General features: G+C 66.7%; 20 protein-coding genes. 18 read left to right on the top strand and 2 right to left on the bottom strand.

Annotated features, from left to right (window positions below):
* Positions 1 to 24: 24 nt before the first annotated feature.
* Positions 25 to 1,362, bottom strand: coding sequence for a hypothetical protein (locus ACFXB5_RS12410; RefSeq protein WP_385205995.1), 1,338 nt, complete (start codon positions 1,360 to 1,362; stop codon positions 25 to 27).
* Positions 1,363 to 2,247: 885 nt separating this feature from the next.
* On the opposite strand from ACFXB5_RS12410, the gene ACFXB5_RS12405 reads away from it, so the two are divergent.
* From ACFXB5_RS12405 to ACFXB5_RS12340, 14 genes are all read left to right on the top strand, one after another.
* Positions 2,248 to 2,715 (top strand): hypothetical protein, encoded by a 468-nt coding sequence (locus ACFXB5_RS12405; protein ID WP_385205992.1) that lies wholly within the window; start codon positions 2,248 to 2,250, stop codon positions 2,713 to 2,715.
* Positions 2,716 to 3,068: 353 nt separating this feature from the next.
* The gene (locus ACFXB5_RS12400; protein WP_385205990.1) at positions 3,069 to 3,794 is read left to right on the top strand and encodes a hypothetical protein; all 726 of its coding nucleotides are present in this window, start codon (positions 3,069 to 3,071) and stop codon (positions 3,792 to 3,794) included.
* Positions 3,795 to 4,501: 707 nt separating this feature from the next.
* Positions 4,502 to 4,747: a helix-turn-helix domain-containing protein gene (locus ACFXB5_RS12395; RefSeq protein ID WP_385205987.1), complete on the top strand. Its 246-nt coding sequence runs from the start codon at positions 4,502 to 4,504 to the stop codon at positions 4,745 to 4,747.
* Positions 4,748 to 4,852: 105 nt separating this feature from the next.
* Positions 4,853 to 5,617, top strand: a complete 765-nt coding sequence (locus tag ACFXB5_RS12390) for a helix-turn-helix domain-containing protein (RefSeq protein ID WP_385205984.1) — start codon at positions 4,853 to 4,855, stop codon at positions 5,615 to 5,617.
* 132 nt (positions 5,618 to 5,749) lie between these two features.
* Entirely contained in the window at positions 5,750 to 6,106 is a 357-nt protein-coding gene (locus ACFXB5_RS12385) for a hypothetical protein (protein ID WP_385205983.1), read from the top strand.
* Between the two features lie 13 nt (positions 6,107 to 6,119).
* Entirely contained in the window at positions 6,120 to 6,725 is a 606-nt protein-coding gene (locus tag ACFXB5_RS12380) for a JmjC domain-containing protein (protein WP_385205980.1), read from the top strand.
* A 228-nt stretch (positions 6,726 to 6,953) separates the two neighbouring features.
* On the top strand, positions 6,954 to 7,397 hold the full coding sequence (locus tag ACFXB5_RS12375; RefSeq protein ID WP_385205976.1) for a DUF6082 family protein: 444 nt from the start codon (positions 6,954 to 6,956) through the stop codon (positions 7,395 to 7,397).
* A 470-nt stretch (positions 7,398 to 7,867) separates the two neighbouring features.
* Positions 7,868 to 9,082 carry a methyltransferase, FxLD system gene (gene fxlM / locus ACFXB5_RS12370; RefSeq protein WP_385205973.1) on the top strand — a complete coding sequence of 405 codons (1,215 nt, stop codon included), beginning with the start codon at positions 7,868 to 7,870 and terminating at the stop codon, positions 9,080 to 9,082.
* 59 nt (positions 9,083 to 9,141) lie between these two features.
* A complete protein-coding gene (locus tag ACFXB5_RS12365) occupies positions 9,142 to 9,351 on the top strand; it encodes an FxLD family lanthipeptide (protein ID WP_385205971.1) in 210 nt (69 codons plus the stop codon).
* An 88-nt stretch (positions 9,352 to 9,439) separates the two neighbouring features.
* Positions 9,440 to 12,505, top strand: a complete 3,066-nt coding sequence (locus ACFXB5_RS12360; protein ID WP_385205968.1) for a lantibiotic dehydratase — start codon at positions 9,440 to 9,442, stop codon at positions 12,503 to 12,505.
* Entirely contained in the window at positions 12,502 to 13,725 is a 1,224-nt protein-coding gene (locus tag ACFXB5_RS12355) for a lanthionine synthetase C family protein (protein WP_385205965.1), read from the top strand. Before ACFXB5_RS12360 ends, ACFXB5_RS12355 begins: the two co-directional genes overlap by 4 nt.
* Positions 13,707 to 14,708 carry a thiopeptide-type bacteriocin biosynthesis protein gene (locus ACFXB5_RS12350; RefSeq protein WP_385205962.1) on the top strand — a complete coding sequence of 334 codons (1,002 nt, stop codon included), beginning with the start codon at positions 13,707 to 13,709 and terminating at the stop codon, positions 14,706 to 14,708. The genes ACFXB5_RS12355 and ACFXB5_RS12350 overlap by 19 nt, the downstream gene beginning before the upstream one ends.
* The gene (locus ACFXB5_RS12345; protein WP_385205959.1) at positions 14,705 to 15,874 is read left to right on the top strand and encodes a hypothetical protein; all 1,170 of its coding nucleotides are present in this window, start codon (positions 14,705 to 14,707) and stop codon (positions 15,872 to 15,874) included. Before ACFXB5_RS12350 ends, ACFXB5_RS12345 begins: the two co-directional genes overlap by 4 nt.
* 110 nt (positions 15,875 to 15,984) lie before the next feature.
* On the top strand, positions 15,985 to 16,416 hold the full coding sequence (locus tag ACFXB5_RS12340; protein ID WP_385205957.1) for a hypothetical protein: 432 nt from the start codon (positions 15,985 to 15,987) through the stop codon (positions 16,414 to 16,416).
* Between the two features lie 15 nt (positions 16,417 to 16,431).
* Here the strand turns inward: ACFXB5_RS12340 and ACFXB5_RS12335 are convergent, their stop codons facing one another.
* Entirely contained in the window at positions 16,432 to 16,731 is a 300-nt protein-coding gene (locus ACFXB5_RS12335; RefSeq protein ID WP_385205955.1) for a hypothetical protein, read from the bottom strand.
* Between the two features lie 112 nt (positions 16,732 to 16,843).
* Here ACFXB5_RS12335 and ACFXB5_RS12330 point away from each other — a divergent pair, with 112 nt between their 5' ends.
* The 4 genes from ACFXB5_RS12330 to ACFXB5_RS12315 all read left to right on the top strand — a co-directional run bounded on the left by ACFXB5_RS12330 (position 16,844) and on the right by ACFXB5_RS12315 (position 20,425).
* Entirely contained in the window at positions 16,844 to 17,365 is a 522-nt protein-coding gene (locus ACFXB5_RS12330) for a hypothetical protein (RefSeq protein ID WP_385205952.1), read from the top strand.
* 40 nt (positions 17,366 to 17,405) lie between these two features.
* Positions 17,406 to 17,747, top strand: a complete 342-nt coding sequence (locus tag ACFXB5_RS12325; protein WP_385205949.1) for a hypothetical protein — start codon at positions 17,406 to 17,408, stop codon at positions 17,745 to 17,747.
* Between the two features lie 116 nt (positions 17,748 to 17,863).
* Positions 17,864 to 20,206 (top strand): phage portal protein, encoded by a 2,343-nt coding sequence (locus ACFXB5_RS12320; protein ID WP_385205946.1) that lies wholly within the window; start codon positions 17,864 to 17,866, stop codon positions 20,204 to 20,206.
* A gap of 6 nt (positions 20,207 to 20,212) precedes the next feature.
* Complete coding sequence (locus ACFXB5_RS12315; protein ID WP_385205943.1) at positions 20,213 to 20,425, top strand: hypothetical protein; 213 nt, start codon at positions 20,213 to 20,215, stop codon at positions 20,423 to 20,425.
* Positions 20,426 to 20,474 lie beyond the last annotated feature (49 nt).

Genomic DNA, 20,474 nt, shown 5'->3' with positions numbered 1-20,474 from the left:
AACGACTTCCCTTCTTTTTGGAGATCAGGCGATGCACTCGCTGATCTGCTCCAACAGGTCCCGTACCTCTCGGCTGCGATGGTGCGGGGCCAGCCCTCGATGGACGATCCTCAACTGCTGGGCAGTACGTGTCGAGGACATGCCGCTCTCGATCAGGCGCAAGGATTCTGTGGCGGCGTCCACGCTGTGGTTCAGGTCACCGTTCTCCAGTGCAGCGGCAGAGAGCCGCCCGAGGCACATGCCCCGGTTTCGGGAGTGCTCGATGTCTTGTAATTTCTCTGATCGCGCGAGGAGTTTTTGTGCGCGAGCACCTTGACCAAGATCAAGGCGGCACATGCCTTCAAGGCAGACCATTTCGGCCTCGTTAAGGAAGGTCGTCCAGTCCGGATCGCGGTCGTCGCGCCCGCGCTCCCATGCCTGCCAGGCGTCCCGAATGCTCTTCTCGCAGGAGATGGCGTCACCCAGAGTGGCGTGACCTTGCGCTTCCCTGATAGCTAGGAGAGCCGCGACGCGAGGAGGCGCAGCCCATTCCTTCGCGTGGGCCTGCGCAAGCCGGGAGAAACGTACGGCCTCCCTACCCTTATTGAGGTCAACGGCTTGTCGTGCCATGTTGCTGAGGGTGCGGCTCGCTAGTTTGTCATCGCCGGTGAAGTTGGCAGTATTCAGTGCTTCGGAGAAGTAATACCGGGCTTCAGCTTGCAGACCGGCGTCATAAGAGAACCAACCGAGGCTCGTAGTGAACATGCCAGCAAGGCCGTGGAGCTGTCGGCCAAGTGCGTCGTCATAAATGCCACGGTCAATCATCTGATGAACCCACATGAGATGAGCCCGTGTCGGGCGCCACAGCCGATTGGCCCCAAACCGCTGGTCTGTTGCATCCAAATCGTTGGCAGACTCACGAAGAAATTCAACTTCGGCCTCCTCAATGCGCCACTCCATCGCATGGGCCGGGCCAGTACCTGGGGGCGTGAGCCACGGAAGACTCTGCCCGACAGTGGGGCCCCCGGGGGCGGCGACCGGACGTGGCGAGGGAACCTCGACCACGGGTGTAGGAGGGAGCGCAGGCACCACCGCGAGGTCCGGCTGCTGCACGTCATGACCTGGGGTGAACCCGAGGGTGTCCACTGGTCGTTGAAAGTACTCCTCAAGGACCTTTCGCGCGGGGGGATGTGGCCACGGAGGATTTTTACCCTCCCACTTGCTGTACTGCCGGACGCTGACCTCCACGAGCGTGTCGAGCTTGCCGTCCGCATGCATACGGGCTGCACACTCCGCCAGCTTGCCGACGATCTCCTTCTGAGTGAGGTTTGCCGCCACGCGCAGTCGCTTCAGTGGGCTGCTGGCTGGCGTTGACTCGGCCATGGATGCCTCTCACGGTCGCTTTCCTGTGCCTCACCGTAGTGCTTGCCTGACGCGCAGGGGGAGTTGTCCTCCTGCAATCGGCCTGCCAAGGGGCAGAAGGGCGGGGAAAGGGCGGGGAAAGGGCGAGCCGAGGGCGGGTCAAGGGCGGCGAAGATTCCGGTTAAAAGACCTGGTCATAGCCGCCAATGTTCGCTGCACTAGGTGACCCGCCCAGCACGCACAGTGCGTGCTGGCAACAAGCGGTAGAGACCGGGAGTGCATGATGGCGACACCGATGGCGATGCCACCGATCGGGGCCGACATGCTCAGCGCCTGGCTCGCCAAGGCAGCGCCTCAACCAGACCTCGCCGCGGACCTATGGCGTCTCAACCCGACACTTCCCCGACGGCTTCGCTGCGGGGTCGTCTTCGACGTGATCCTTGGCAGCCAGGAACTCGTTGAGGCAGCCTTCCGACTCCTCGCGGAGTATGAGCAACCTCTGGGTCCGGCCGTCGCCTTCCCTCCACTGAGCGCCGCGGCGGTGTTCGTTCCGCGGGGCACCGATGCTCGGTGGCGTGAGCTGGTCGCTGCCACCCAGTGGCCGGAGCGGACACGTCGCCCTATATGCCTGGGACGGGGACACGCCCTCCAGGTACCCCCACCGGAGCCGGGGGCTTCCTCGACGTCCATGTGGCTGAGGGCCCCGGAAGTCCCGGACAGGTTCCCCCCACATCTGACCAGCCCAGTCCCGCTCGCCCGCTGCCTTGCTGATGCCCGTGCCACGCTCGATGAACAGAAACCGACATGCCGCCACGCCGGTGGCCGGACGGTACTGCGCAGCCCTTGGGGGGCTCGATGATGACGACTTCTGCGTGGCCTCCAAGGACCCGCGACCGCTCTGCCCTCATGTACGCCTACGCGGACCTGCTCAGGTGGCCCTTATTCATCGGCACAGAGCTGATGCGGCCAGGCGAAGTAGAAGCCCACTTCGTACACAATCCCAGCACCGTCGTGCTGACTGCCTGCGACGAGTTCGACGCGGTCTCCGTCCCGCGCATAGCCGCCACGGATGCACTCGTCAGACTCGACAGGAAGGGGAAGGCCGTGCCCTGCCTCCTGCACGGTGACACGGGCACCTTCTTGACCGCGCGCGGCACCGGACCGTATGCCTCCACGCTCCCCAACGTCCAGGTCAAGGTCGGCCGGGATGCGCGAATTATCCTCCCGCCGACCATAGGGGCCCGCTGGGACACTCCGCCTTGGCACCTCACCGAACGGGCCCCACTGGAACTGCCCAGCGCCCGTCTCCTCCACTCCTACCTTGGCGAGGGACTGCGTTTCTACGGTCTCGGCGAGACGGGGGCCAGGCCGTGATGGCGGCAAGCAGGAAACCCATGGAAACGGGAGCAGTTGGGCTGGTCAAGCGCGGCAGACCCCTGTGCTTCGCAGAGCTGCCCGACATATGCCGGGAGGTATTCGGCAAGGTGGGCTGGTATCCCCCATGGCCTGGCACATCGGTGCCGCTTCCCGACCGTGTCAACCAGACGCACGTCTGGTGAGGGCCGCCGCCCCTGCTCCAACTGCCAGGAAGGGAGGGGCGGCGGCAAAACCAGGCGTGACGTGAACCCTCTACTCCCTCTTCGGCACCTTCTTCCCGTTCCCCCGCGGAGTCACAAGGCCGCCGAAGAGGGGCTCTACTCGCAAAGCACATTCCGAAAGGATTGAACATGCGTCGGGACCAGCACCTTTCGTCTGTTGGTGGGATGCTGCCGGACTACTCCACTGCTGTCCTTCGGCGTCCACGACCGCGTCAGTACTTCGCGGGCACCGTGCGCGTGCCGTATATCGCTCCCTGGACGGGAGAAAACGCGCCACCGGCCACGATCACGACGCGACTCGGCCGCGGCGGAATGGGGATCGGCTACGCGGACGAATACGGCATTGCTGAGCGAAGGCGGGGCGCGCTGTGGATCCGGGTGCCGGTCAAGCCTGGGGCTGGTGCACCACTGCTCGACCGTGTGCACGCCTTGCGCCAGCGGCAGGCGATGAATTTCATGCTGTGTCAGTACTGCGGCCGGCCCACTGACGACCGACGCGATGGACGGCGTCTCTTCCTGCTGCACGCAGGGACCGGCAGGCCGATCACAGATGGAGAGAAGACCACCACGCCACCTGTCTGCGAAGGCTGCGCGGTCGAGGCACGGGGCCGTCCCTCGGCACGGAGGGGGTGCGTAGCGGTGTTGGTGGAGGAGGCCACGGCCTGGGGCGTGGCTGGTCTTGGGTACGCACCCGCGACCCTCAGGCCGGTGCCCGGCGAGCACGGCGAGCGGTTCACGTTCGTGGCCTACGGCGACCCGCGGCTTCGTTGGACACTCGCCTGCCGCGAAGTCGTCGCGCTCCACGGCTGCACGGTCGTGGACCTTGAAGACCTGAGGGAACGCACCGCCGCCTGAGCCGTCCATCCCCCGTGCCATCGAGCCCATACGTATCCGAAACGGGAAGGGTCATGGTGACCAGCCAACCGCGTAAATCGCCGGGCCGTTTGAGGTTGTCTGCTCGCGAGCGGGAAGCCCTCCAACTCACAGCGAGCGGTATGACACCGGCGGAAGCGGCCGCGGAAATGGGTGTGTGTACCTCCAGGGTGAACGACTGCCTGCGGTACGCCTCAGCGAAGCTCTGCTCACCCGAGCGGCCGGGTACCGTACATCGGGCCTACCTGCTGGAAGAAATCCGCCCGCCCGAGCACACAAACGACGGTGTGAACCTCGTGCTGAGTATGGGGCAGCTCGATGTTCTCCGCGGTTTGGCGGGAGGCCAGGATCCGGGATGGATCGCTGCGAACGGCGGAGTGTCCGCGGACATCGTGCGTAGGGATGTGCGCGAGCTAATGGCGCTGATGGACGCCAGAACCACGGTGCATCTTATTCGCCGTGGCTGGGAGCTCGGCCTGCTTGGACCGGCACGGGATGAAGTATCCAGGCCCGCGCCTGTCCGGAGTCCTGGGTGAAATCCGGGCAGGACTAGTGCGCGCAGCCACTCACAGGTAGTTCGCCCTCGACTCTTAGAAACTCGACTCAGCCGCTCATCCATCACCATCGTAGCCGGAGCTTCTTCGGCGACCGTCATTAAGTATGAGACAGCGTCTTTTAGGAATTCAGCCATGACTGCCAAGTTGGAAGGCATCCCTCGTGTGCCGCGAGGGAAGAGACTTCTCGGGAATGACCGTGAACGCGTCCGCGAGATCGTTAGCGTCGTCTATAAAAGCAACCCCAACGTGAGTATTCGGGATATAAGTGAGGCTACGGGACGCTCATTCGGGTTTATTCACGAGCTACTCATCGAAGCAGGTGTAGAGCTGCGCTCACGCGGCGGATCATACGCTTTGCAAAAAGGTGCTGGAGATTGAGAAAGTCGGCAAACCGAGAGCAATGCGGTCATGAGACCGAGGGCACTCCGCACGCTCGAATGGCTGGCCTGTCGAGGGGAGATGGTGACGATTACTGCTCCGAGTATGGTGCAGAGCCGAGTCGGTGTGCTCAACAAGGCTTGTGCGATTCTCGCTGTGCTGGAAGAGGGGCCGACGTGTCTGGGGACTGTGGTTTCAGAAACCGGCCTGAAGCGTTCCACGGTGCACCGACTGGTTCTCGCTATGGAGGAGCTGGGCCTGGTCGAAGTCGACCCGCAGGGGCAGTTCATCGTCGGTCCGAGGCTGATCCGTCTGGCAATGGCGGCGCAACGGGCGATTGCTGACCTTGAACTGCGGCAGGAACTCAGTGCACTGCGGGCCACAACCGGCGTGCGGTCCGTTCGCCTTGAACAGCGTTGCGGCGATCGGCGGATCTGCATCGCCGACGACCAGCAGCTCAAGTCGGCAGCCAGTGGGCGCAATCCATCCAGGGCGGTGGCGATGTGGGAAGACCCCGTCTCGCGTGTCTTCCTCGCGTGGCAGGGGCTCAGCCGGGGCCAGGCAGCGTGGAGCGATGCCGCTGCGTGCTCCGGTACAAGGCGCCGAGGCTGGGTGCAGGGTGTTGCCGACGAGGTTCTGGTGCTGGCGGTGGCGGTGGGAGACGGCGATGGGGGCCTGTCCGCTGTCCTGTCGCTATCCAGCCCCTTGCGGCGGACACGCCGCGAAGTCTCATACGGCCGCGAGGTGGTCACGGCCGCGATAGAGGCTGCTGCCCGCATCTCTGACCGCCTTCGTGTCCAGGAGTCGACCGGTCTGGTCAAGGGGCTGGAGGACCACACCCGGCGAGTCGGACCACAGTCCGTCGAATAGACCCCGCTCGGGGCACCGGTCGACACCGGTCCCGGTGCCTCGAGCGGTATCGCACTCCCGGCGCGGAATAGGTGGAGCACGACTATCGCGCTGGGTTCATTAAGAGATCAGGCACTCACAGAAGGAGAAGAAGTGACAGTTCTCGCCTCCGAACCGCTGGTGGAGCAGCAGGCGAACCTGATACGGCACCTGGCCGAGGTGCTCAAACAGCATGAGATCGGCGGGTCCTTCCGGCTCATGTTCGTGCCGTCGGAGCTGGAGATCTCCGAGGACGAGGTCCTGGTCCAGGACGTGAATCAGGAGAAGCGCGTGGTCGAGATTCGTCCTCGCGCCCTGACCGAACTCAGCACGAGCGACGTCCTTCACGCAACGCAGGTCATCGATCCCGCTGACGAATCGCTCACCGCCCGTGGCCCAGGACCTTTTGGGAAGGATTGCAAGGTGTCGCTCAGGCTGAATGGATCCAGGGGACACCTGTACGCGACTTAGGAGCATGGGGTCGGTGGACACTCATTCGTACCACGAAGTGGCATTCGGCTTCCTCGCCCGCCTTGGCGCGGTAATGTGGCCGAGGCTCACGGCAAGTCGGCCCGTACACGTCCAGCAGGTATTTGATGCTGCGTGGATCGAGAGCGTACCTCTGCCTTTGGCGGAACAGAAGGCGGCAGGTCAAACAGTTGCGCTAGTCGATGGCATGGACTTCCACCGTAAATTGGATCAGGAGGCGGTTGCCCGTGCTTATCGGGAGCGGCAACGTACTCGGGTCTATGAGAGCCTGGATGTCCGCAGTGACGGATGGTTCAGCCTCGTCACGCACCGACTGACCGTGTTGATAGGTCGCTGTGTGGTCTGTACCGCCTATGAGTCACATGCTGGAGACCGAAATCTCGGCGCACACGATGACGAATGGCTCGGCGTGATCACTCAAATGCACGGCGCGAAACGCTGGCTCGTCTGGCCGGAAACCACTGGTGCACCCGAGGAGATAGTCACCAGGGCTGGAGATGTACTGATCCTGCCCCAAGGGGTGAAGCATGAGGTGAGCACCCCAGAATCACCCGGCTATTCGGTGCATCTGGTGTTCGCCATTACAGACGAACCGGTGTGACATCCCAAAGGCAAGGTAGCTCCTAGTGCTCCGTGGGTGCCGATAGATAGGCCGCCCCGGCCGAGCCCCGGCTGGCCGGGGCGACCGACAGATGGCCCTCTCGCAGCCACCCTGACCGAGCGTCAGCAGCTCACTCAGCTGGCCAAATTCCTATATCGCTTCCGTAGGGAAAACCCGAATGGGCTGCGGGGCGGGCTTTCCACAGCAGATCACTACGAAGGGTGTGGGATGAAGACCTCATACGTCGTTCTCGCGGCCGCAGCAGTCGGCATTGCCCGGCTGGTGCAATCCGAGAGGCACAACCGGCAGCGGCTCGCCCTGCACGCCGAGGAGATGCACCAGGTGTGGATCTCCGAGGTGGCTTCCGATCCCGAGCTGAGGGCAATGTGGACGGCCCCCGGCGAGCCGCCCGCCGAAGAGTACTCCAAGCTTCTGCACTGCAACCGGCTGATCAGTTTCTTGTCGGTCAAGTACCGGGCGGGCCTGCTCGACACCGCCTCCTTAAGGATCCAGGCGCGGTGGGTGATGGAACGCGAGGTCGGCCGGACGTACTGGACGACGTTCGGAGCCTTCCGGGAGGAGGAGGCGATGGACCGGACCGATCGCACCTTCAACGCGATCATGGCCGACGAGCACGCCGCCCTCGTTGACGCGGACGCAGCCGCCACCTGACGGAATTCCCTGCGCTGCCGCACTGATAGCAGTGCGGCAGCGCTCCCAGGACTGGGGCTTCCTCCCGGTCGTGAGGACCACTCCCGTGCGTTGGAAGGTCCCCGGCCGTGCCTCTCGGAGGAGGCGGCGCATGAGCGCCCCGGCCGCGGCTCGTGGGGAAGCTGCGGTCGGCCCTCCATCCCCGTATCCGGTTCCACCAACCACCCGTCCGGGGCCACTGTCCCCGGCCGAATCACCCTGGACAGGTCGAGCGGCCGGGGACACGCATCACCCGGGCGGGCGAAACCAGCGAACAGCTTCCTGACCCCTTACCGGCCTCGCCCGCCCCACGAGACAACAGCAAACACACGATGAACCGACCGACAGCAGAAGACTGATTCTCACCCTTGTCCCCGGAACCGGATGGCGCGGCCGATGGGGCATCGACATCATCACGGGTTCACGTACACGCACTGCAAGGAGACCAGCACATGACCGAACTCCCCGACGAGAACCGCGCGACTGAGCTGCGGAACAAGGTCGTGGACCAGCTTGCCGAAGACGGCACGATCGCCTCACCTCGTGTCGACGCGGCCATGCGTAAGGTGCCCCGGCACCTGGCTGTGCCGGAAGCCTCTCTGGATGAGGCGTACAGCACCTACGACCCGGTCATCACCAAGCGCAGCGAGAACGGCACCCACATGAGTTCCGTGTCCGCCCCGCAGGTCCAGGCGATGCAGCTGGAACAAGCCGACATCCGCCCCGGCGACAACGTCGTGGAGTACGGCACGAACGGGCCCAACGCCGCCTACATCGCCGAGTTGGTGGGCGACTCGGGTCAGGTCACAACGGTCGACATCGACGCCGACGCCGTCGCCCGGGCCACGCGCTTCCTTGCCGAGACCGGCTACTCCCACGTTCGTGTCCTGACGGCTGACGCATCAGGCGGCGTGCCCGAGCACGCTCCGTACGACGCCATCGTGGTAACCATCGGGGCATGGGACATCGCCCCCGCCTGGCGCGATCAGCTGTCCGAGGGTGGCCGGCTCGTCGTTCCCCTGCGCATCCGGAGTCTGACACGCGCGTACGGCTTCGTCCGCCAGGGCGACCACCTGGTCAGCTCCAGCGCGCACGTGTGCGGCTTCGTCCCCATGCAGGGCGAGGACGCCCACGACGAGCAGCAGCTGCCCTTGGGCGATGGGGTCAGTCTTCGGTTCGACGACGGGCCTACCGTGGCCCCCTCCCCACTGGACGAAGTGCTGCGCACCGCGCGCGCGGAGACATGGACCGGGGTGACCGTCGGCCGCACCGAGAACATCGGCACGCTCCAGATGTACCTGGCGACCATGGCGCCCGGATTCTGCATCATGTCCGTCGACCCCGACTCGAACACCACCGTGGTCGAACCCAGCAACCGGGGCTTTTCCCCGGCCGCGGTCCATGGCCCGAACTTCGCCTACGTACTGGTGCGCCGGACGCCGGACGAGAAGAACGTCGAGTACGGCGTCCACGCCTTCGGCCCCGACGGCGCGTCGTTCGCCGACGAGATTGCCGACTGCATCCGCGCCTGGGGCAAGGAGCACCGTGGGGGCCCCGGCCCGCGCATCGCCATCTACCCGGCCGACACCCCTGATGACCAGATTCCCGGCGATCGGGTCATCGATAAGAAGCACAGCCGGATCTCAGTCACCTGGTCGGCCGCCTAGTACACGGTGCCGAGCCAGGACGTCATGCACCAACCCATCGAGAAAGGGAGAGTGATCACATGACCACTGCCATGCTGGTCGACAGGTCGCCCGTGCTGGCCGAGCCGCTGGTTGCGGAACTGCTCGACGACGACTTCGAGCTGGACGTGCGTGTCGTCATCGCCGAGCACCCGGGCCACAAGCTCATGTGCTCCACGAGCGACGGCTGCGGCAACACCTGCGCCAACGGCGCCAGCTCTTGCAACTCCTTCATCGAGGACCCTTCCTGACGGGTCCTCCCGCCGCCGGGGCGACAGCCAAATTCGGCTGTCGCCCTGGCGGCACACGTATGCGCGTCCCATACGAGCAGGAGAACCTGTGGCATACCGATCACCCATCGGCTACGAGTGGCAGCACGGCGTACTGCTACGCGCGTCCACTGCTGCCGATGCAATACCCCTGCCCGACCTGGACCTGTACGGCGACGACGCGGCCACAGCGGGCCGGGCATGGCTGGCCACGGTGTGGCGCGACCAGGTGCCCGACGCGCTAGCTGCCGCCAGCCCCATCCTGTTTCAGCAGGTCGCCGCAATCCTGGACGGCAAACACGCCGACGCCCGGCGTGTACGCCGAGCCGTCCTGTCGCTGGTCTCGTACCTGTTGCGCTGGAGCCACCGGCCCACACCGTTCGGTGTGTTCGCCGGGGTCGTCCCCGCGCAGGTCGGCCAGGCCACGCATGTGGCGTGGAGAGACAAGCAGCGGACCGTGCTCCGCGCAGACGCCGACTGGCTCACCGACGTCATCACCCGACTCGAACGGTCTCCCGGGCTGCTTGCCCGACTGGACGTCGTTGCCAACAACACGGGCCAACAGCGCGGGAACCGGCACGTGGTGCCCGGTCTGCCGTCCGACGCGCACGCAAAGCTCCTGGCCCCGGTCGAGGTGTCCATACGCCGCACCCGTCCTGTGGCCGCCGCCCTCACCGCGGCCGCAACGCCCGTACCGTACGGCTCCCTGCTGCGCGGCTTAGCTGAGCTGTTCCCGGCCGCCCGCCCGGATCAGCTCTCCAACCTTCTCCACGACCTTCTGTCCAAGCACATCCTGATCAGCAGCCTGTGGCCGCCGATGACGTGCACCGACACACTCGCTCACGTGTGCGATCAGCTGGAGAAAGCGGACGCCGCCAGCATCTCCGACATCGCAGACCTGGCGTCCCAGCTCGCGTCGATCCGTGACGGTGTGAACCATCCGGACACCGCTGCCCCGTGGACGCCCAGCGCCCGGCTGACGCAGAGCATGCAGCACGTGAGTGCCGCCGCCCGCGTGCCGCTGCTGGTGGACACCGTCCTGGATTGCGACGTCCAAATCCTCGAGCACCTAATGCGTGAAGCGGCCGAAGCCGCCACCGTCATGTACCGGCTGACGCCGCACCCGTACGGCTATCCGCAGTGGCAGGACTACCACCAACGGTTCCGTACCCGATACGGGGCCGGAGCGACGGTGCCCGTCCTGGACCTGGTGGCCGACAGCGGTCTCGGACTCCCCGCTGACTACCTCGGCGCGGATCGCACCCGCGCCCCACGCCAACTGGTCGAGCGGGACGAGACCATCCTCGCCCTGCTCCAGCAGGCCATGCTCGACGACAGCCCCGAGATCGTCCTCACCAAAGCGACGGTCTCCAAACTCGCGGCCGGCGACACCGAACTCTTCCTCCCGGTTCCGCGGGCGGAGGTCGCGGTGGAGATCCACGCCGCATCGCTGGACGCCATCCAGCGCGCCGACTACCGGTTGCTGATCACCGGGGCGCCCCGTCCGGGCAGCAGCATGCTCGGGCGCTTCGTCCATCTGTTGCCACCCGAGGCACAGTCCGCCCTTGCGTCCAGCTACGCGATTGCCAGCCCCGGAGCGATCCCCGCGCAGCTGTCGTTCCCTCCACGCCGCCGCCGCAACGAGAACGTCACCCGCACCATGCAGCTGCTGCCGCATGTCATCCCGCTGGGTGAGCACGCTACGCCCGGTCCGGGCGTCATCCCGCTGACCGACCTGGCAGTCACCGCAGACGCCCGTCAGTTCTACCTCGTGCAGATGTCCACAGGCCGCCGCATCGAGCCCCGCGTCCCGCACGCCCTGGAAGCCTCGGTCCACACACCGCCCCTCGCCCGGTTCCTGGCGGAGATCACCACCAGCCGCTGCGCCGTCTACAAGGCATTCAACTTCGGCGCCACCGCACGCCTGCCGTACTTGCCGCGCGTGCGCTACAAGCGGACCGTCCTCGCACCCGCACGGTGGCTGCTGGCTGCCGAAGACCTGCCCGGACGCAGTGTCCCGATGCCCGCTTGGGAGACCGCCCTCCACCGCTGGCGGGACAAGTTCCGCGTGCCCGACCGCGTAGCACTGGTCGAGTACGACCAGCAGCTGCCCATCGACCTGTCTCAGCGGTTGCACCGCACGGCGCTCCGGGCCCACCTGGACAGCACCCGCCGTATCGAGCTCCGCGAAACCCCCGGCCCGGAGGACCGCGCCTGGATCGGCCGCCCGCACGAACTGCTGATCCCCCTGAAGCTGACGAACCCCGCTCTCCTCCTCTCCAGCCCACCCGTATTCACGGCACCGGCCGCAACCACCAGGGCTCTGATGCCGGGGCGGTCGCCGATCCTGCACGCTCGACTCCACGCACACCCACAGCGCTTCGACGAGATCCTGACCGAACACCTGCCCGGCCTGCTCACCACGTTCACCGACCCGCCACTGTGGTGGTTCCGCCGTCACCGCGACACCACACGGCCCGACTCCGACCAGCACCTGGCGCTGTACCTGCACCTGCCGACTCCGGACGACTACGGCGCGGTCTCCGCCATCCTCCACGACTGGGCCGACGCCCTGCACGACCAGCGCCTGGCCTCACGCCTGGAACTGGCCACCTACCGCCCGCAGACCGGCCGCTACGGGCACGCCCCCGCCCTGGACGCCGCCCACCTGATGTTCGCCGCGGACTCAGCCGCCAGCGTGGCGCAGATCCGTGCCGCCGCGGATGACCCCGCCACCGGGCAGGCCCTGACCGCCGCGAGCATGTTCGACCTGACTGTGCAGTTCATCGGCAATGCGGACCAGGCCGCCGACTGGCTGATCCACACCCTGCCCCAGGAACACGGCCCCCTCACCCGCGACCGAACCGCGCTGGCCCTCGCACTGGCCGATCCCGAGCACACTGCCCTCCTGGCCCTACCCGGCGGCACCGATGTCGCCGCCGCTTGGCAGAACCGCGCTGCCGCCCTGACCGCCTACCGAGAGCAATTGGCCACCCAGCGCGCCCCCGAGAGCGTGCTCCGGTCACTACTCCACCAGCACTACATCCGGGCGCTGCCCGTCGACCCCGACCACGAACGCGTCACCGGCCGGCTCGCCCGAGCCTGCGCCCTCCGACACCGGGAGCGCCAGCCATGACCCCCACAACCAGCCCGGCCCTGCTAGCAAACGCCTTCGCCCGGCACCTGGCCGTCCCCGCCCCGCCGCCCGAAGACCAGCCCTGGGCAGCGCAGACCCTGGCCTCAGGCGCCACCGGAACCGCGCTCCTCCACATCGAGCGCGCCCGCTCCGGTCACGGCAACTGGCAGCAAGCACACGCCTGGATCAAGACAGCCGTCGCCACCGACATAAGCGCCGCCGACACCAGCGGCCTGTACCTGGGGGCGCCCGCTGTCGCATTCATGCTCGACTGCGCCGTCACCCCCGACGCGCCCAGATACCAAGACGCACTGTCAGCCGTGGACCGGCACGTCATCGAACTCGCCCACCGGAGGCTCGACGCGGCCCAGGCTCGCATGCACAGCGGGCGGCCAACCAACTTCCACGAGTACGACATCTTCTACGGGCTGACAGGTATCGGCGCCTACCTGCTGCGCCGGTCCCCATCTGGCTCCGCGATGGCCCGCGTCCTGGCCTACCTTGTGCAGCTGACCCACCCGATCCGGCACGGCGACCAAGGCGTTCTGCCCGGCTGGTGGGTCGGCCACCGGCCCGACCTCACCCCGTCCGCAGCCCCCGCCGGGCACGCCAACTTCGGTACAGCCCACGGCATCACCGGCCCACTGCTACTCCTGGCCCGTGCCCTGCACCAAGGCGTGAGCGTCGACGGTCACGAAGACGCCATCGACACCATCCTCCACTGGCTTGATGCATGGCGACAGGACGGGCCCGCCGGACCCTGGTGGCCCGAACACCTCCACCTCGGCGAACTCCGCGCTGGCCGTCCCGCCCAGAGCGGCCCGGCCCGGCCCAGCTGGTGCTATGGCACCCCCGGCATAGCCCGCGCCGGACAGCTCGCCGCCCTCGCCCGCCGCGACCCGGCACGCCAGCACTTGTACGAGGACGCCATGGCCCGCTGCCTGACCGACCCCGGCCAGCTGTCCACCATCGCCGACGCGGGCCTCTGTCACGGCTGGGCGGGCCTCTACCAGACCGCCTGGCGCGCGGCCCACGACGCCGCCATCCCGACCTTGCGCACTGCTCTGCCCAGCTTGGCCGCCGCCCTGACCCGGCACGCCCACCCGGGCCCCGATCCTGGCCTCCTGCAAGGTGATGCGGGCACCGCCCTCGCCCTGACCACCGCAGCCCACGACGCTGCGCCGACCTCGGGATGGGACGCATGTCTACTGATCGACTGAACCAACCCACCCGCCTGGATGCCACCCTGCATGCCGTGCTGGAGGTCCTGGCCGGTGCCAGCACCCACACCGCCGCTGCCCATGCCGGACTCGAACCCTCCGACCTGCATGCTGCCGTCGCCGTCTACCAGCAGGCCGGGCAGCACGCACTCGCCCAGCAGGCGGGGCCCCCGGAGTGGTGTCAGCTGTACGTCCAGTTCACCGACTGGGACAAGGCCGAACAGACCGCCGCTGACCACATCGTCCCCGTCCTGGACCTCGCCCAACGGGACAGACTGATCACGGGCTGGTGGTTCATACGGAAGCACCCATGCTGGAGGATGCGACTGCTCCCAGCTTGTGGCACACAGCTCCCCCCGATACTGAAGGACACGCTGGACGAACTCACCGCTGGCGGACGAGTCCGCCGCTGGTGGCCCGGCATCTACGAACCCGAAGCCGCCGCATTCGGCGGCGACACCAGCATGACCATCGCCCACACACTGTTCCACGCCGACAGCCGCGCCATCCTCACCACAACCCATGGCGAACTGGGCCGCCGGGAGTTGTCGCTGCTGCTGTGCGCCACCCTGATGCGCGCCGCCGGACTGGAGTGGTACGAACAGGGCGACGTCTGGCACCGCGTCACCCAGGAACGTCCCCTTCCCCCGGACGTACCGGAGGCCAAAGCCCACGCCATGGCCGGGAGCCTGCGGAAACTGCTCCTCGCCGACACCAGCCCCACCGGCCCCATGCTCCAGTCGGACCGCACGCTCAAGCCCGCCGCCGACTGGGTCAGCGCTTTCCGGCACGCGGGAAGAGAGCTCGGCACAGCAGCCCGGGACGGAACCCTCGACCGCGGACTGCGCGAAGTCATCTCCTACCACGTGATCTTCCACTGGAACCGGATCGGCCTGCACGCCCACGCCCAGAGCGTCCTCGCTCACGCGGCACGTACCGCGATCCTGAACCCCATCGACTCCACGGAAAGGCCGATGCCGTGACTGCGCCACACCCGCAGGCACAGCTTCACCGGCTCGTCCGGCGGTTCCCGCTGGTCAGCCGGCCCCACCTTGTCTACCCCAGCCTCGCCGCCCGGGTCGAAGAGGTACACACCTGTGCGGAGAAGTCAGCGCAGGACGGGCTACTCCTCGACCGGATCAATCTCTCGTGCGCCACCTGGAACCTGTCTGCACTGATCGCCTCTGACTGCGGTTTGACCGACCTGGCGACAGACTTGTGCCTGCGTCAGCTCCGCCTCTTCCAGGCAGCATGGCCCGTCACCGGGGACATCGCTATCGCCTGTCTCCAGCCGATCGTCAACCTCGTACGCCTGACCGCCCGAGCGGGAGACACGCGTGCTGCCTATCAGCAGCTGATGGGCGTGCACCGCGCCGTACACGACGGCGGCACCGTGACCGTCCACGGCCATCCCATCGACTTCACAGGCTTCACTACCAGGGCAACCCTGGACCACATCCAGCCCTGGCTACACACCCTCCTGCTGGAGGACGGCACCCGGCTCCTTGCCGCCACCGGCCAATGGCCCCAAGCGGCAGAGCACGCGACCACCTACGACAAGGCCCCCGAGCGGCTGCACGACAGCAGACAAGCGCACGTCATGGCAAGCCTGCACACCGACGACCCGGACACAGCCAACTCCCTGATCGACAAGGCCACGATCACCGAACCGTGGGAGAGAGCCGTCGCACAGATCCTCCGCCACTACGCCGACCACGTTGCGGGCCGCGCCACTGTAGATGGCTTCACCGCTATGGCGGACGCCGTGCGGGATGCCTTGGAGCCGACCCCGCCGCACCTACGCATGTTCCGGGTGAGGTTGGTCCTGGCGGCGATCGAACTGGCATCAGAAGGCTGCGAAGCCCAGGCACAACCCCTGCACAACGCGATCGTCCGCGACATCACACAGGCAGGCGACGCGTACGCTGCGCGCGAGATCCTGCGCCACCCCGTCCTATCAGCCAGCGGGCGCTCACGCCGTGAGCTGGAAGCGATCGTCCGCGACGGCGGCCTTGGTCAGCGGGCCCTGCCGGAGTCGGTGCTGTCCTCGATGCTGCAGGCCGTCAGCACAGCGGGAGCGAACCTCGTTCACTGCCTCGCCGAGGAAGGGGCGGCGTCGCCGCATGCGAGGCGGCCAGGCATCAGCTGAGGCAACTTCCCAATCTCGATGTCAAGCCGGAGTCTGGTACGGGTGGCTGGCTGACGAGGCATCGCCGGATTTCCCGTCGTGGCAGCGGTATTGGTCTCTACAGTTACCCCATGGCTTCTGATGACCTGCTCGGGATGATCCGGGATCTAATGGTGGTTGAGCGTCCGGCCGGAACGCATCTCTCGCAGTCGAGCACTCCCGGAGGAAGCAGCGCCCTCGTACGGAATGACGACAACGCGCTCGTCACACAGGCCGTGCTCTACCCGGCCGACGACGAACTCGGGGCGGTCAGAGCCGCAGGCATCAGGGTAGGCGTCGCTGTGGGGGTGACGGTCGGTATCGCGGCGACCGTCGCGGTGGGGGCCGTTGCTGTGAAGGTCGTGCCGCACGTCAAAAACAAGTTCAACGACCTCAAGTCGAAGCTGAACCGCGTGCCGGAGGACACCGTCGAGGCCGCCGATCAAGGGGCAAGGCCGAAGCAGTGCGATGGTGAACGGACCGCTCGCCGGATGCTCACAGAGCAGTCGGCGAGCAGCATCTGATCACTGCGGTTTGGCTCACGCGCCACGTCCCGGCTCGCGCACGGCCCTGCTCATCAGCTTGATCCAGCCGTTGCCGCACGAGATGGTGCGGCTTGGAACGACGCCTGCGATGCCAGTGTTGATGTCCACGGCCTCGACACCGCCGACATGCGCTGCTCGGCTGACGGTGGCCAGTCGGCCTTCATCTGGGGACATGCTGGCGGCAGCGTGAACGCGTTCGAGCAGGTCACGGTGACGGACGCCCATGCCCATGCGCACCGCCGCGGTCCGCAATTCGAATTCGTCCGAGTCGCGTCTGGTGCGAGATTCCCGCACTGGACGCCACCGGGCGCCCTGGGGCCAGGGTGTAACAGAACACTGCCGTGCACGTTCCGGCAGTGAAGGGAATTGCGCTTTACGCAATCCCCCGCAGTGATCCGGAGGAACGGTGAAAACCGCGACGACTTCCCTTTTGCCCCCCATCGACCGCTCTCACCTGCAGGAGAACCTGTTCTCCTGGCTCGATCCTGAGACAGCCCCCGAGCCGAACGCGGCTCCGGCCGGCGTGCCCGAGCCCGAGCAGAAGACCGCTCCCCCCTCGATACCGCCGACCACCGAGGAAGAGGCACCGGGCCTCTCCCACGTCTGGGTCGTCGCCGCCGAAATCGAGGTCACACCGAAGGTCGCGAGCGTCGCCGACTACCGCGGCAGCTTCAAAACGGCCGAAGGCCAGCGTGTTGACGCACTCGAGGTGTACTGCCGGGCCTGCCGCCGCCCGTACGACATGGTCAAGGGCGACGACTGTGCCGCGAAGATCGACAACACGCACTTGATCGGCGGAGACCAAAGCAAGCGGGCCAAGCGCAAGATCCCAACGCCCCCCGCAAACGCGCGGCTCATCCCCGGAGGCACGATCAACCGGCGTGGTATCGACGCCTACGTATCAGGGGTGTCCCGCCCGAAGCGCTGAGCACGCGACAGTAACGCCGCCCACATTCAGGGTGCACGGCGTGACTACTCAGCGAACCTCCTGGGCACTTGCTCGCGAAGCCGCCGGCCTGTGCCTCACCGCCTTCGGCTTGCTCGGTGTCCTCCTGTCGCTTGGTGCACTCCACTGGGCTGCAGGCCTGTCCGCCACCATGGTCGGGATCCTCACCACGGGGCTGCTGATCGTCCCCAAGGCGAACGCCTCCCGCCAATCCCATATCCTCCGCGCCACCGTCTGCGCCGTCGGATATGGCGGGCTGACCGGCTGTGCGTTCGCGCTATGTGCGCCCATTGGCTGGACCGGTGTCGCCCTCGCAGTGACCGCGGCCGGCCTATGGCTGATCACCGACCGCGAGGGTGCCTGATGCCCCGCCAGTTCCTCCCCACTCTCCGCAGCCTGCTCGCGCCTAGGGCATCCGGCCCGCAATCACCCCCACCTGCGGAGACGAAAGACCTCCTAGCTGGCGGCGTCTACACGTCGATGTCGTTCGCCGGTGTCACAAACGTATGGGGCACCCCTGGCCACGCGGACGGCTGGGACCTCGAGCGCGTCATCATCGAGGGCTATGAGCGGTCCATCTGGACCTTCAAGAGCGTCGAGGCGATCAGCAAGCACGCCTCCACCCTGCCGGTGCAGATAGGCCGTGGCGGAGACGAGCGACAGTTCGAGGAGACCCTCGAGGACCACCCGCTCCTGCGGCTGCTGAACAAGAAGGCCAACCCACTCGAGACCGGCGACGTCTTCAAGAAGCGGCTGAGCGCCCAGTTGCTGCTCAGCAAGAAGGGCGTGTTCATCGAGAAGACGTTCAGCCGCGGCGGTGTCCTGACCAGGCTCGATCTGCTGCCCCCAGACCGCGTCCAGATCATCCCGGACGACCGGAACGCGGACTACGTGAAGCACTTCGAGTTCACGAACTACGCCGGCCAGATCCGTGAGCTGAAGCCGAAGAACGTCATCTGGCTCAGGGATCCCCATCCCACTGATCCGTTCTGCGGTATTACCCCGATAGAGGCCGCAGGGCTGTCGGTCAACTTGGACGTGATGGCGCGGACCTACAACATCAGCTTTATCGAAAACGACGGCAGGCCCGGCGGCATCGTTGGCATCGACCTGGACGGCGTCGACGCCAACGAGGTCGAGCGGATCCAGAAGCGGCTCGCCCCAGGCGCGCACAATGCTGGGCAGCTCACCCTCGTCGGAACAGGGCCTGGTGGCGTGAGCTACGTGGATACCTCTGCTCGGCCGCGAGAGATGGCCTACGAAACGCTGGCCAGCACCACGAAGCAGGAAATCCTCTCCGCGTTCGGCGTGTACGAGAGCGTCATTGGCAACGCCTCCGAGCGGACGTTCAACAACGCCGACCGCGAGGAGTGGAACTTCTGGGCGCATACTGCGCTCCCTCACCTCAACCTGATCGCGTCGGCATTCGACCCAGACCTGTCCGACGACTGGGTGATCCGGTTCGACACCTCCCGCATCGCCGCCCTCGAGTTCCCCCGCCGTCAAGCGCGCGAGGAGGCCCGCAAGGAGTTCGAGGCGGGCCTGATCACGATCGACGAGTACCGCGAGATCGCCAACCGTCGCCCCTTCAACACGCCGCAGTCCCGTGCACTATGGATCAGCCCGCAGAAGGCACCCGTCCCGGCCAACGACCAGGACGCGGCCGCACTCGGCCTAGCCCCGGAGCCGGGCGCCGGCGGCGAATCCGACACTGACGCGAACGCGGCACTGCCCGCGACCGGTGGCGACGAGTCCGCTGCCGCGGCGGTCGTCGAGGCTCGCACTACCGAACCGGCTCCGACCGCTGCGGACGATATCGCCGCGGCCCGCGGACAGGCGCCACTCGAGCTGCCCGCCGGTGCGGCGGCTGCTGCTGACGACGTCGCTGCGGCCCGCGCAAGGGTCACCGAGGCGGCCTCAGGGGACGCGGCCGACGACATCGCGCGCGCCCGCTCCAACAACACGCAGCCCGAGTCCGGACCCGCTACCGAGGACGTCGAGACCGCGCGGGCACAGCTCGAGGTCAAGGCACTTCCGACTGGTGGCTTCGAGATAGCCGACTCCGACTTCGACACCCTGTCTAAGGCTGTGGCCGCAGTCCTCACCTCGCTCCTGGCACGCCAGGAAGGCGTCATCGTCGCACGGCTCCGCGCCCCGAAGACCCGCAAGTACACGCGGTTCTGGACGCCGCAAGATGAGAATGACATCCGCAGCGGCGACGCACATATCGACCAGGACCGCGTCGTCAGCGCCAGCCGCTGGGCGGAAGAGACCACCAACGCCCTCGCCCCGATCTTGCAGCAGGCCACGACCGCCACTGCCCGTAAGCTGAGCCAAGCCCTCACCGGCGCCAATACGGTGCCCCCGGCCGCGGTCGCTGCCGCACTCGTCACCACTATGTACGCCGGCGAAGCCGTCACCGCGTTCCTCGGCGAACTGGTCGACGTGCTGCGGAATGCTCAGGACAACGGGTCGAATCTCGACCTTGAGACCCTCATACACAAGGTGGGCGATTTCTACCGCTCAGCGGTGCCCACTCTCATTGCCCGGGTCGCCGAGACGTGCGCCGTCTCGACCATCAACGGGGCCGCGGACGCCACGGCGGAAAGCGCCGGACCCGGAGTCGCCCGGACATGGGTCACCCGCCAGGACGCCCGCGTACGGACCGCGCACAAGGTCCTGCACGGCAAGATCCTGCCGGTCGGCACCCCGTACGAGGTCAACGGCTTCCAGCTCCGCTATCCCGGCGATCCCTTCGCCCCCATCGCCCTCACGATCAACTGCCGTTGCCGTCTCCACTATGACACCGACCCCAAGGACTAGCCCCACATGTGGCCCGCCATCTGGACCGTCTGGACTCTGATCTTCTTCACCGCCGAGGGCATCGCCCTGGCCAACAAGCGCGACGGCGACACCCTGTCGGAGAACTTCCGGCGCCTCTTCCGCACCCGCACAAGCAAGGTCGGCCGGGCGATATTCGCTGTGGGCTGGTTCGGCTTCGCGGGATGGTTCGCGATCCACATCCTCACCGAAACCATGTAGAGGCCGGACCCAGCGTCGCTTCCCGATTTGGCAGGGCGAGACGGTAACC

This window comes from Streptomyces sp. NPDC059455, from assembly GCF_042750115.1.
GTDB lineage: Bacteria > Actinomycetota > Actinomycetes > Streptomycetales > Streptomycetaceae > Streptomyces > Streptomyces endocoffeicus.
This window is presented reverse-complemented; position numbering and strand designations above follow the sequence as displayed.